The organism is Spirosoma agri (assembly GCF_010747415.1).
Lineage (GTDB): Bacteria > Bacteroidota > Bacteroidia > Cytophagales > Spirosomataceae > Spirosoma > Spirosoma agri.
This window is the reverse complement of record NZ_JAAGNZ010000001.1, coordinates 3706371-3719070: the sequence shown is the minus strand read 5'-3', so window position 1 is coordinate 3719070 and position 12700 is coordinate 3706371. Positions and strand designations below refer to the sequence as shown.

16 protein-coding genes are annotated in these 12700 nt (G+C 52.8%); 12 read left to right on the top strand and 4 right to left on the bottom strand.

Annotation, left to right across the window (positions count from 1 at the left end):
• The first annotated feature begins 3 nt into the window (after positions 1–3).
• From GK091_RS15505 to GK091_RS15450, 12 genes are all read left to right on the top strand, one after another.
• On the top strand, positions 4–2172 hold the full coding sequence (locus tag GK091_RS15505) for a hypothetical protein (RefSeq protein ID WP_164040001.1): 2169 nt from the start codon (positions 4–6) through the stop codon (positions 2170–2172).
• A 24-nt stretch (positions 2173–2196) separates the two neighbouring features.
• A complete protein-coding gene (locus GK091_RS15500) occupies positions 2197–2757 on the top strand; it encodes a hypothetical protein (RefSeq protein ID WP_164039998.1) in 561 nt (186 codons plus the stop codon).
• A 6-nt stretch (positions 2758–2763) separates the two neighbouring features.
• On the top strand, positions 2764–4776 hold the full coding sequence (locus GK091_RS15495; protein WP_164039996.1) for an SGNH/GDSL hydrolase family protein: 2013 nt from the start codon (positions 2764–2766) through the stop codon (positions 4774–4776).
• A gap of 7 nt (positions 4777–4783) precedes the next feature.
• Positions 4784–5218, top strand: a complete 435-nt coding sequence (locus tag GK091_RS15490) for a hypothetical protein (protein WP_164039994.1) — start codon at positions 4784–4786, stop codon at positions 5216–5218.
• Positions 5218–5649 carry a hypothetical protein gene (locus tag GK091_RS15485; RefSeq protein WP_164039992.1) on the top strand — a complete coding sequence of 144 codons (432 nt, stop codon included), beginning with the start codon at positions 5218–5220 and terminating at the stop codon, positions 5647–5649. Before GK091_RS15490 ends, GK091_RS15485 begins: the two co-directional genes overlap by 1 nt.
• Before the next feature lie 172 nt (positions 5650–5821).
• Positions 5822–6085, top strand: coding sequence for a hypothetical protein (locus GK091_RS15480; RefSeq protein ID WP_164039990.1), 264 nt, complete (start codon positions 5822–5824; stop codon positions 6083–6085).
• A 28-nt stretch (positions 6086–6113) separates the two neighbouring features.
• Entirely contained in the window at positions 6114–6575 is a 462-nt protein-coding gene (locus GK091_RS15475) for a hypothetical protein (RefSeq protein WP_164039988.1), read from the top strand.
• Positions 6563–6793, top strand: a complete 231-nt coding sequence (locus GK091_RS15470; RefSeq protein ID WP_164039987.1) for a hypothetical protein — start codon at positions 6563–6565, stop codon at positions 6791–6793. The genes GK091_RS15475 and GK091_RS15470 overlap by 13 nt, the downstream gene beginning before the upstream one ends.
• A complete protein-coding gene (locus GK091_RS15465) occupies positions 6763–7221 on the top strand; it encodes a hypothetical protein (RefSeq protein ID WP_164039984.1) in 459 nt (152 codons plus the stop codon). The genes GK091_RS15470 and GK091_RS15465 overlap by 31 nt, the downstream gene beginning before the upstream one ends.
• 146 nt (positions 7222–7367) lie before the next feature.
• Positions 7368–7820 (top strand): lysozyme, encoded by a 453-nt coding sequence (locus GK091_RS15460; RefSeq protein ID WP_164039982.1) that lies wholly within the window; start codon positions 7368–7370, stop codon positions 7818–7820.
• Positions 7821–7965: 145 nt separating this feature from the next.
• Entirely contained in the window at positions 7966–8241 is a 276-nt protein-coding gene (locus GK091_RS15455) for a hypothetical protein (protein WP_164039980.1), read from the top strand.
• A 205-nt stretch (positions 8242–8446) separates the two neighbouring features.
• Complete coding sequence (locus GK091_RS15450; RefSeq protein WP_164039978.1) at positions 8447–9811, top strand: toprim domain-containing protein; 1365 nt, start codon at positions 8447–8449, stop codon at positions 9809–9811.
• Positions 9812–9826: 15 nt separating this feature from the next.
• Here the strand turns inward: GK091_RS15450 and GK091_RS15445 are convergent, their stop codons facing one another.
• The 4 genes from GK091_RS15445 to GK091_RS29965 all read right to left on the bottom strand — a co-directional run bounded on the left by GK091_RS15445 (position 9827) and on the right by GK091_RS29965 (position 12621).
• Positions 9827–10468: a hypothetical protein gene (locus tag GK091_RS15445; RefSeq protein WP_164039976.1), complete on the bottom strand. Its 642-nt coding sequence runs from the start codon at positions 10466–10468 to the stop codon at positions 9827–9829.
• Between the two features lie 405 nt (positions 10469–10873).
• Complete coding sequence (locus tag GK091_RS15440; protein WP_164039974.1) at positions 10874–11065, bottom strand: hypothetical protein; 192 nt, start codon at positions 11063–11065, stop codon at positions 10874–10876.
• A gap of 134 nt (positions 11066–11199) precedes the next feature.
• A complete protein-coding gene (locus tag GK091_RS15435; RefSeq protein ID WP_164039972.1) occupies positions 11200–11427 on the bottom strand; it encodes a hypothetical protein in 228 nt (75 codons plus the stop codon).
• A gap of 948 nt (positions 11428–12375) precedes the next feature.
• A complete protein-coding gene (locus tag GK091_RS29965) occupies positions 12376–12621 on the bottom strand; it encodes a DinB/UmuC family translesion DNA polymerase (protein ID WP_164040828.1) in 246 nt (81 codons plus the stop codon).
• Positions 12622–12700 lie beyond the last annotated feature (79 nt).

Sequence of the window (12700 nt, the reverse complement as noted above, 5' to 3'; positions counted from 1 at the left end):
ACCATGAAAAAGCTTCTTACACTTCTGTCCGTATTGTGCCTGACGCTGTCGGGTTTAGCCCCGCGTGGACTCGCGCAAACGGTCGTACCCGTCGAGTTTTATATCTACAAACCCAACGCGCCCAGTGTCGAGTTGTACCGGGTCATTGCCCAGCGCAACCTGACGACGTATCCGTATACCGTTAGCAAGAACAACGAGTTCAAAGCGGCCGTGGCCAATGGCACCATTGCCCGCGTCACCAAATCGGGCGGGTGTCCGCTCCCGTCGGGCAAAGCGCCCATTGTCGAGCCGACGTGCTCGACGACCGCTACCGGCCCGGCCTTTGCGTCGGCGACGTATTCGTTCAGTCCGAACTCGCTGACGGTAAACGCCACGGTTTCGCTGAATTCGGGGGATAACGTCAAAATGCGCTTTGAAAACGCAGACGGCAGCAGCTTTACTATCAATAATCCGGACGGCGTACCGATCAACAACACGACGTTCTATTTCGGATCGGAGCCCACCAGTAATACCCGGCGCTGGATCGTCAATTTGCCGAACGGTTCCGCCAAGAAAATAACCATCCGCAAAGAGTCCGATCAGGTGACGTTCAGTAAAACGTTTACGCCTGTTTCCGGAGCGAGAGACGTGGCCTTGTTCAATGCTACCAGCACGACCGTTACCCAGCCGCCCTCGCAGACCACGACAAACCCTGGTAGTAATACGGCCACAACGACGGCAGGGTACGGTAATGCCTACGAGCTAAATAGTACGTATGTCGCCTTGTCAGAGACGGGACGTAGCGGCTCAGGTGAAGCGAACGGCGCTTACAACCGGGTATATCTTGATCCACCGACTTCGGGCGGTGTTCGGATCGGACTAAATTTGACGGGTGCCGGATTCCTGGACTACCTCAGTGTCTCCTCTGCGTACAACGGCAAGAATCAGGTTAATAGTCCAATTTGGGGTAATGGCATTTTAGATGCGGGCCGGCAGGTCCAAATGGGAGCCTACTCCACGCCACGAGGGGCCGGAGATGAGTATACAGAAGCGGGGCAGGTGACGCACGGCATCGGATGGAATCCCATCGAAGGTGGCAACGAGGGTTCAAACGGAGACTTTTCCCCCTTACTGACATTCCACAAAAGTACGGGCAAGCTCTATACCAAAGCGCAGCCCTATCAATGGGACATGAGCCGGGTTCTGGGTAAGATGTACATGGAAAAGTGGCTCAGGCACGATCCAAACGACGCGTCTGCTTTCCGAATGCACATGCGCTGGACGATGTTCCGCGACGACGCCTGGTCGAATTCGTTTCCCGACGTTAGGACGCAGGAAACGCCTTGCTTTATGCTTGTTCCGGACTTTACGACGGTCATGTACGCAACGGGTAAACCCTACACCGGCAACTGGATTTCCCGAAATCAGCCGGAAGATGACGGGGGGGCTACTCAGTTCCGATCGACTGAGCCCTGCATGGCGGCAATCGATAACCGGATAGGCAAAGGATGGGGTCTCTATATGCCTTTTTCGGGGCGCTGGGCGCACGATAATGACCGCAAAGGGGCCGATACCGGCATCGATAAAGACTTCGCGTTGTTCTATGTGGGTTCTGCTCCGCACCTGATTCTCGATCATAAAGACGCCATTTACGACCTGGACTTTGCGGCCAAATACGGAACCGTCGATGAGATTAAAGCCTGGTGTTACGCGCAGCCAAGATGGACGGGCAAGTTCGATTATGTCTTTAATCAGCGGTCGCGTCTGGGCTGGTATTACAACCATGCGGGCGATCAGCTGGAGAAGAATATCACCGATTATCTGGAAGTTGTACCGCTCCTTCAGGGCGATCAACAGGGAAAAGACATGAAAGCGTCAAGCCCTGAGCAGTGGATCAATGGCGAGTTCGTTAAGAAAATCTACATCGATGCGGAGTTCGTAAACGGGGCTTCTCAGATGAAAATCGTCTGGTCGAATCCGGACAACCCTAGCGTAGAGCGTAGCCGAGACTTTAGTATCAATCCGAACGCTGGCCGTCAGACCTACACGGTTGACATGACAAACGTTTCAGGTTGGGATGGCTCCCACATGCTCGGCTTTTCGATCCAATACAAAGACCCGAATGGCGATGGTCAATACCCGTCCATCGGTGGCGTAAAGTGGAAAATTTACCGCATCCGATCCGATCAATAGTCTTAATTAATCCCCCTGTATACCATGAAACGACTCCTGTTAATTCCCCTCTTGTGCCTGCTGGCCAGCATCGGCTTCGGGCAGAACATTATCAAACTCTACCGCGTCGGCGATCAGGTCGGCGTGCGGGGCACCTCTATCAGTGGCACGTTCGCCCCGGGCGATATCGCCGTGACCGCAGCCGGCAGCAGCATCAACGTGCGCGTCGGCGGCTACTCGTTTCCCTACGAGGTGGCCAACTTTCAAAAGGCGGATGGCAGCGCCTGGGGCACCACGGTGGCGACCGCGCTGGCCAACTACGAAGCGGCTATTCCCGCGTCGGGCGGCGGTGGGGGCGGTAACGTCACGATCACAACCACAACTGGTACTGATTTTAACACGCCGGCCACGACCGCCGGTACAATAGCAGCCGGAGCCTACTTCGTGAGTGTATTCAACAACGGCACCACCAGCGGAACCCTGATGGGACAACCCTTGGCGGCTCAAACGGGCTTTACGTTTCCTGCTATTCCAGGCATCAAACATGGAGCGATCACCTATGATCCCGGCGCTGGCAACACATTTTTAATCATTGGAACCCGCTAACAACCTATGAAGAAGATACTCGTTTTTTTACTGCTCTGCGCAGGATTGGTGCAGGCGCAGGTGTATAAACCCAGTGGCGGTAGTGGTACTACCTCGTACACACCAACGGGCACGGGCAGCGAATCGGTCATGGTGGCGGATGCGTTGAATATCGTTTCGGTGGGCGGGCTGGGTGATTTCTCGCCCGACAATGTGCTGTTTCTTTTTAGTGGCGACTCCACCACCGAGCAGGACCAGGGTTCGGGGTACGGATTCGATCGGCTTACCGAACTGCGCAAGCCGGGCGAAGTTTTGGAGCGTGTCGTCGGGACGGTCAGTTTTGGGGCTTCCGGACACCGCCTGGACGACTGGCTAACCGGGGCCGCAGCTACGCCCCCTACCATTGTGACCACGAATGCGGGTATCAATCAGTGGGATTACTACGGGCACAAACCAAGCGGGGCCACCTCACTCGCTACGCAACTCAACTGGCGGGCTGGTAAAGCCGATAAGGTATGCTGGGTGGTTTGTTACGGCATCAACGACCTAATTCTGTATGCCGCTACGGGTAACCTGACGCAGGCCCAGATAAGCGATTACATCGCACAACGCCTACGTACCGCCATCACGCGCATTCAGAAAGCCTATCCAAAAGACAAGATCATCTTGCGCACGCCTAACCCGATGACGGCGCGACCCTTCACGGCTGGGCAGGGATTTCCAAGTTCAACAGCGTATCCCAACTTTGGGCAGGATTTACCAACGGATCAGGCACTTGTCGAAAAATGGAATCAGGGCCTACGGAATGGGTATCTCGCTGTACGTAACGACTTTTCTGGGGTTCGCCTATTCGATACCTGGGATAGGGTATTTGGCCAGTCCACCACAACATTAACGGCAGGTACACAACTTCCCTTGCTGGGCGATCTGGTTCACCCGTCCGGCGCGGGATACAGTGCCAGAGCGAGTGCCTTTGCTGAATTTCTGGTCCCACCGTCTACGCTGATTAACCAGGCAAAAAAGTACGATGCTGAACTCAAAGTAACTAACCTGGGTGGCAATGTGTGGGATTATTACCCTGGCTATTTCCGGGGCGATGTTCGCTACAAAAAGGTAGCAGACCTCAAACTGGTTGGCATTGGCAGCAATTATGTGGATTTGGGAATGAGCCTAACAGCGTTCACTGCCGCAACGGGACAAAAGGCGATTTATGTTGTCATTAATTCGAAAGCAGCGCAGTATTTTTCTAACTATGCAGCAAGTGTGTCGGGAGCAAATACCCGGCTGACAGGCGTGAGTCCCACGGGGGCAATGCAGGCTACGGGCGGCAACACAATCGAAATCTATCAGGACAATACGTTTAGCTTCATTGCAAATGATAGTTATGTCGATACGCAAGTAAAAAATAGCAAAGAGTACTACGTAGGCACCATCGCCGGGGGTGGAGTGGGCTATATCGACTTTGTGTTCAGTAGCGACTCACCCCGACTATCGACCAAGTACCTAGGCGGGTTCAAGGCGGGTCAACTCGCGGTCGGTGGCACAACCTCCGCCATAGTGAGCCTAAGCACCGGAAACCCCACGCGCAGCAGTACGACTAGCGCTCGCTATGTTCGCACTACGGGGATGGGTAGTACCGATTACAGCAGCTACGTAGGCAAGCCAGCTGCTTTATTCTTTGCCGACGATAAGCCCTCGCCCCGCGCCTATGAAGCTGTGTTCACGTTACGATCAGTTATACCACATGCGCAGAACAATCGTGGATTTGTCCACTGCCCTTTAACAATGGCGGACGGAGCAACACTAAGCATTTTCCTTACAGAGCCAATCGCACAATCCGTAACGGTCGATGTATACAACAAGACCTACCCCACTAACACGCTGATAGGGACAATCACTATACCGGCAAATCAGGGAAGTGCCACGCTGACTACTGGCAATCCAAGCACTGTGGGTGCTGGCCAGATCTATGAGTTTGTTATCACCTCTGCAACCAGCCAAGCGACAGGCGTAGTAGGGCTGGCGGTTACACCAAACTAGCGAGACCATGAAAGCGATTTTGTTTCTGCTAGTCTCTACTGCCAGTTTCGCCCAAATCACCCCCGGTCCGATGCCGACGCTCGATCAAATCGGGGGCATGGCCAAAAGCGCCAACCTGTCCGATCTGGGAAACGTGGCCACGGCCAAAGCGAACCTGGGCATACCGGGCCTGTCGATCACGGGCAACAATGTAACCGTCAATGGTAAACCGTTTGGTACCTATCCGCTGAGTGCGTCGCTGTCCGGTACGGGCAATCAAACCACCTTTACCGTCGCCCACAGCCTGGGTTTTACGCCAAGCTTTGTGGCCGTCCATCCCAACAGCAACGACGCGGCCAATATCCGCTACTATACTGTGGACGCTACCAACGTAACGATCTACTACACGACCGCACCGGTACCGGGCAGTAATAACCTCATCTATTCAATCGAGCTACGCTGATGCGCTTTGAAAACTTAACCGCGCTCCGGGCGCAAAAAGGAACCTCCTCCAGCTTTGCCATCGTCCGGTATGGGGTTGTCATGAATGATAAAATGGGTGGCCTGTTTTTCTGGGATGATTTGTCGACAGGGACTGACGACGGCAAGAAAGTGATCGGCAGCTGGCCGGTGGGCCGGTGGGTAAAGTCCGAGCCGCTCACTCAGGCCAGAGGGGTGTTTACCGTGCTGACGCTGGCGATCGGTACGCAGAGCTTCACGATTCCGCACGGGCTAAGCGCAACGCCCGTCAATGTCCAGTACTCGTTTCAGTATAATACGCCCTTGTCGCTTGGCACCAGCTGGACGGCAGACAGCACCAATATTTATATCAAGATCAACGGTATATCCGTGCTGACCAATCTCAATATCTGCTGGATCGCCTACATCGACTAGAAAGTCTAGCAGCTAAAACAGCCCGATAAGCCACTTCACGGCCAAATAAAACAGATAGCCGCTGACCAACGCCACCAGTGTCCAGGGACCGGGAAAGGGAAATGACTTTTTACTCATGGTGCCCCAAAGATACGCTTTTGTAAAACCGTAAATAAAATACCGTAACGTAACCATGGACACAACCCCCAAATTACTCCAGTTCGACCGCCGGACGATCGCGACGATGAACGCGATCAACCGCGTACTCGACCGGCTGTCAACCACTTCTATCTCCGGAGCCGGCATCTCGGCCTTCAGCAACCATTTGTCGAGTCAGAAAATGGACTGGCTAATCCCCGTAGCGGCCTTCATTGTGGGGGCTTCCTCGCAGGCGATCCGAGAACTACTGACCTACCTGGTCTCGATCGCCAAGATCGAAAACCCCCTTACCAATTAACCACTACCTCCGTAACTGTACTGAACGAATGACACTTTTTTTTCTGCTGCTGCAACACGTCGACAAGCCGGCCAACATCGCCATTGCGTCCGATTCGGGCGGGGGCGCGGCCGCCCTGGTGCAAACCGGCATTGCGGCCTTGGTGTCGGCCCTGGCCGGCTACTTGTTTCGCTCCCTGTTTACCCGACCCGCCGAAAAGGCCGAACAATACGAAGAAGCCAAGCTGAAGGCGATTGCCGATAACCTGGCTGAGCACAAGACCACCTACCAGGCCAACCTGCGCGAGTGGCAGACCTGGCGCGAGCACATCGCCGAGCGCACCACCAAGCTGGAGCTGCAAACCGAGAACCACGCCCGCCAGCTGTCGGAAAAGGTGGCCAAGCTGGGCGAAGAGGTAACCGAAACCAAGGAGATGGCGCAGGATATCAAGGAGACGCTGGCGGGCATGAAAGTGCGGATGGAACAAACCTTTGACAAATGGATCAAGTAAAGTCATACCTCAAAAAGAACGGGCTGAAGCTGCTGCTGCTCGCCTTCACCCTGACGGCCCTGGGCCTGATCGGCCGGGGCTTCTACCAACAGTACCGGCAGAAAAAGACCGTCTACGTGCTGGGCGAAACCCGGCCCGACTCGGTGTTTACCGCCCCCCGGCCGAGCGAACAATCCGCCAAAGCCCGGTGGGACTCCCTAAACCAGATCAACCCATGAAAAACCAAACCGAAAAAATCATCGCGGGGCTGACGGCCGTGCTGGCCCTGCTGGTCTGGTCGGCCCTCGTCGCCCAGGGGCAACCTGTACCCATACCCGACTGCTGCACGCAGGCCATTACCTACAAACAGCAGCTGGAGCAGATGACCAGCAAATACAACGAGTCGGTGAGTCTATTGCAACAGACTAGGCTGGCCGGCCGCGATCTGATCCAGGAGAAAGACGCCCGCATCAAGGCCTTGCAGGATCAGGCCAACGCCAAGCTGACGACCGCCAGCGGCCGGGAGCGCCAGGTTGGCCAGGCGCTCGTCGAATCGAACGGGCAGATCAAAGAACTGCGATCGGAACTGGAGAGTGAGCTGCTGCGTACGCGCCTGTTGGGCTGGGGCCGCAAGCGGTGGATCAAGTCAGTACTGGAAAAGTTTTAACCGCCCACAAGCCGCACAGTCACATAACCGTCACGATCCCAGGCAAGTAAGAGCGCGCTGTTTATGAGCTAGTTGGCCTAGCCGGTAATGCACACAGACACGCACACAATCACATAAAAGTTCTACCGTAAACTAGCGTAACTTGTATGAATAGCTACAAAATTTCCGTGCGCGGCATCGACTTCATTAAGAATGAGGAAGGCTGCAAACTCAAAGCCTACCGCGACCAGGTGGGTGTGCCCACCATTGGCATCGGTCATACGGGCCCCGACGTGTTCATGGGCAAAACCATCACCTCGGCCGAAGCGCTGCGGCTGCTCGATTCGGATCTCGACCGCTTCGAGGCCTGCGTCAATAAGTGTGTTACTCAGCCGCTCACGCAGCAGATGTTTGACGCCTGCGTCAGTTTTGCCTTTAACGCCGGCGAGGGGGCATTCAGAGGCTCGACGCTGCTGAAGGTGATTAATAAAAACCCTCGTGATCCTGATATCCGGAAGCAGTTTAACCGGTGGGTGTTCGGTACCAGAAACGGCGAGAAAGTCAAACTACCGGTACTGGTAGCTCGTCGGGAGCGGGAGGCCAATCTGTATTTTAGTTAAGAAAGTAGGTTTGTAGTCGGAAAACCCCGGAGCTGATAGGTCCGGGGTTTTTTGTTAGGCGGTATATTTAGCGTAGAACCCCGAATGGATCGACAGTAGTTTCGTTACTAAGTTGCTTTGTAGTTAATATATCTGCATCATAATCATGACGTTACGACCATTTAAAGCCAGCGACCGGGTGGTTTCCACGGCTGAGATTCGCCTAAATGCCGATTACATTTCGAAAGGAATCATTCAGATCACTTCCTCGGCCAGTCCGGGTATTATTCGGGTAGGCACCAAAGGCTTTGTGATCAGTGTGGATAAAGATCATCAGCGAATCTATCTGGACTTGATGGAAAGCGGCCACTTTGGCCTGTTTCTCAACATTAGTCTAACGTCCTTTGGCCGGTTCTTCAAACTAGAGGGAACCGTCGGCTAACGAAGGTATGCCGGCTGTTTGGAAGATAGCCCCCTAATTCATCGGGTTGGGGCTGGGCTCAACCGTGCTCTGATACTGGTAATTGATCAGCATCAACAGATACTTCAGGTCGGTAATGGTGCCAATGCCGGGTTGAAGCACAGCCCGGCCTGAATCACGGGTTGTATAAGTCTGGCGTATCGGCTAAAATGCCTTACTTTGACTAATGACAAAGCTCGATGAACTCCGGAAGCGCTTTCCCAATCTGATTCCTGTTCAGGAACTTCGGGCTACCGTCTCGATTATCGAACTGGCTTTGCATTATGGGTACGAGCTGCAACCCAACAAAGGGCATAGTCGGCCGGTACTGGAACACACCGCTTATCAGGATCGAATTGTCATCAAAAATCCCCGAAATCCTGCCCAACAGGTCTATCAGCGCGCCGGTGACTTTGCCGACTCGGGTACGATCATTGACTTTATCCGGAATCGACTGGTAACGGTTTTTAGTCAGTTCAATCAACCGGCTGACAATGAGTTCAAAAACATAACCAGTGTCCTTTACAGCTACCTCCAGGTCGACGCTGAATTGATTGTCCGCAATCCGCAAATGGCGGTCCGGTTGCCCGATGATAAACCAAAGGAGGCCTTTGATGTAGCGTTGTTTGATATCCGACCGCTGGAGAACGAGAACTACCTCATCAAGCGGCAAATTTCTCCCGAAACGATCAATAGTCCTGAGTTTGCGGGTAAAGTGGTTTCCCAGGTTACCTATTATGATCCGAAAGGGGGCCACGCCGAACAGTTCCCAACGGTAAAGGCGCATCCCCAGCGGCAGTACATCCAGTTTACGAACGTGGCGTTTCCGTACTACAATGGCCTGTCAGCGGACGTGACGGGACTGGAACTTCGCAATGAGCAGGTAAAGCTGCATGCGCCCGGTAGTGATCGGCTCAACAGTGTGTTTCTGTCGAATCCGGTGCCGATAGCGGAGCAGTTTTTCGTCCTGGAGAGCGCTATCGATGCGCTTTCGCACAAGCAGTTGCGGACCAGGCGGGGAGATGATACAATTAATTCGGTCTATTTTTCCACCGGGGGGCAGCTTACTCCCCAGCAGGTCGATACCATCACCCGGTACATTGACTCGTTTAAAAAATCACCCGCCTGGCGAATCAACCTGGCTTTCGACAACGATACCAAAGGGCATCTGTTCGATCTGCAATTCATTCAGCAACTCATCGCGATTCAATTGCCAATCCGCCCGACCGCCGTTGGCCCTGGCCGGATCGGTTATCGCCTTCCGGCCCAGGAACGATACTGGCCGCTGCGGGAGGCGCTACTTGACCGGATCGCTACCTATAACAATGGCGTTCGGATGGGTTCGCCAATAACGACCGACTCGGGGGAGAGCCAGCTCCTTATGGTTGTGGATACCAACGGGCAGTTTGATCTGGTTATTCCGGAAGCGATCGCTCCGCTGTCAGCCGTTTGTACAAGCCTGCTGGAACTGACCCGGCTCAATCAGCGCGTTCAAATCATCAAGTCATTGAACAAAGACTTCAATGAGGACTTAAGGCAGGAAATTAATTAATGAAAGCCTTCCTATTTAGTGTAGTTTGATCAATTGTAAGATACTTAGGGCTGTTCGCTGGCCATCGGTGTTCGCTTGCAGAAGGGTCATACTCTGCTGATAGAATTGATTGTAACCCCCTAAGCAGTAGTCAACGTCAATATCGGCAATTTCCTGCTGATACTCTTTTTGGGCCCAGGCTGCGAGAGTCAGTGACCTTTTGGGTATGAGTTTAAGCTCGCCCCGGTCCGTCAATTCAGGATAGCTACTTGTCACCCCCTGCACGAGTTGCCGCCGGGCTTTCTGGAACTGGCTGTAGGTCATAGCCAGTTCATGGAGTTCTTTGTACTGCTCAATGGTGGGGGGCAAATCACACTCGGTTTGAGCGTGGAACACAAAGCGGATGCCAGCCAGGGGATCGATTGGCGGCTCCTCCTCAAAAGACCACGGCTCGTCGATGACCCTGTCCTGGGCGAGTGCCAGACAGGCTTGGTAAAGCAACGCCAGTTGGGATACTAAGTTAGCGACCTGTAGCTCGGCTTTACTGATCCGGATGAACAGGTCCGGCGCTATGGCCTGATCAGACGGCCAGTTAAAGCAATGGCTACTGACGGCCTGTTTCTGGCGGGTGATGCTTTTTTGGAGTTGCTTGATAGCGGAGAGCTGGAGTAGGGCCATGCGTGGTCGATGCTGGAGTAAGTGGTAAGAAACCGTACTGGATAGGCGAACGACAGGCCAATGAAGATCGGACCTCGACGCCTATCCATCCGGGCTGGCTTGTCAACGATGAGCGTGAGACGATGGCAGAGAAGGGAAGTATCAGAAAATATAGTAAACGGCTACATACAGGTCGACGAAAACGCCGCCTAAACCTCGTTTTTCTAGACGACTCACGAAAAGGAGACCCTTATTTCAGGATCATAACGCTACCATAGCCACGGTTATCCGCCTACTTTAGCTTCAAACTAGTCGGTTTACTCAGCGAACATGATCGATCCGCTTAAACCTCGTTTTTCACGAGCATGCCCTATTGCTTTTGGGCACTTTAGGGGTAGGTATGATTGCCCACTATAAGCTTATTGCTTATTCAGGCCATTTCTCAAGTCCAGCGGCAATACGTAGGGCCCGCTGCACATCAGCCCAATAATAGCCGCTGTCGTACTCATTCGACAACCGATCACAGATGGATAGAAAATCATTGGCGGCATCGAACTGCTGCTGCGATATGGTGGGTTGATGCGGCTCGGGCGATTGTTCAGCGGATAGTCCTTCCATAGGCTTAACGGTAAGGGTTCATGTAGCAAGAAAACGCACAGCAATAGACTATATTTAGTGAATAACCGTAAAAAGAGATCAGCGCCTCATGGTCACCCTTATTCGATAAGCCAGCCCGGATGAGCTGGCCTTTTTTACCCTAGCAAATCCTGCACATTGCCGTAGTCAGCGTCAATGTAGTCCTGCCGAGCCTTCTGATACTTCTGATGATACATTTCCTTCACTTCCGCCAACCAAGAGGCTGTTTCCAGGTCATCCTCTATGATTCCTGTCTTAGGGAACGATTCAGCCTGCTCGCTGATCCGATTGTACTGCTCTTCCCAATATTCGGCGGCTTGTCTTAATGCGGCTTGCTCTGGCATAGGTAGTTGTTGTTCCCGTTGAGTAAGGATACAAAGAAAATCAGGTACAGCCAATTTCTGAATTGAAAACGCTTAAATGCCTACCCTACAGAACCGACAAAAGTCCGTTTTATTAACTGTGAACGTCAGTGAATAATCATGGCTACTTTATCGTTGCGGTACTCACGTGGGTGGCCACATCAATCCGCCTCTCAACGAGTTCAGCCGCTCAGGGATGCTGGGTAGGTGTTTGCTAGTTTTAATGTACTGACCTACTTCAAGTAGTAATTGCAGGGTATAGCCCGGCTCTGCCGATCGATGTTCTATTCGTATAAGCTAACCTTACCAGAAGCCAGAAACGAAATGGCTTTACTTAAACTAGACAAGGTGTCCGGCAACTAATTTGTTCCCGGTGCACAGGCCATTCCAGGGTGAATCTCAATCGCTTCACAAGAGAAATTAGCCCATACCGATTTAATTCCAATTTAATAGAGGGGCTAAAAATCACTGAGCATAAGTACTTATGTTTACCAGTGAACTACAACCTACTTCATGAGCAAACTTTTATTTATTAGTCGGTACTTAAAAGCGATATTAGCTCCCTACTCGGTCTGGGACGCCCGCAAACTTGTCTATATATCCACCAAGACAGGCCATAGTTATGATGACGCCTATAGGCTATGGAAACGTTTTTGCAAACATCCTGAGGCTTACAGAATCACGTTCCTCATCCTTGATAATGCTCGGTTACAAGGTATATCAGTTGAACAAGCCTTACGCTATTATCAAGGTAGCATTTAGTATTAGTTCAGGCATGCTGTAGTAAGCGAAGAGGGATAAAGGCCCTTTTTAGGATGGCAAAAAGTTGTTGGCGCGTTTATTCGTTAACGGGTTCCGTTGAACAGACGAAACCCGAGCGAAATTTCGGATCGGATCGCCGTTGATCAGCAACCCGCCTGATAAAGGTCATTAGTTGTACGAACCATTTTTTATTGGTTCAAGGGTGGCTGCGTGGCCTTCCGGCCTAGCCACCCTCTCAGGGGATGATTGAACAAATAAATAAGCGGGCACCAGATCGGTTAGCATCACGCCCACTTTCTGATAGTGGTAGCCAAAGGCAAAGATCGAGTCCAGTGCCGATTTGGCGTACCTCATGAGCTCCGGGGTGCTACTGGTCGAATGCGGCAGTTGCCCGGTTCGGGAGTTGCAACTCAGCCAGCCGGGCTTTTATGGCCCTGATCCGCCGGGCAATAAAAAAGGCGCTCGAATGTCGGAGCGCCTTTTTTATTGCAAA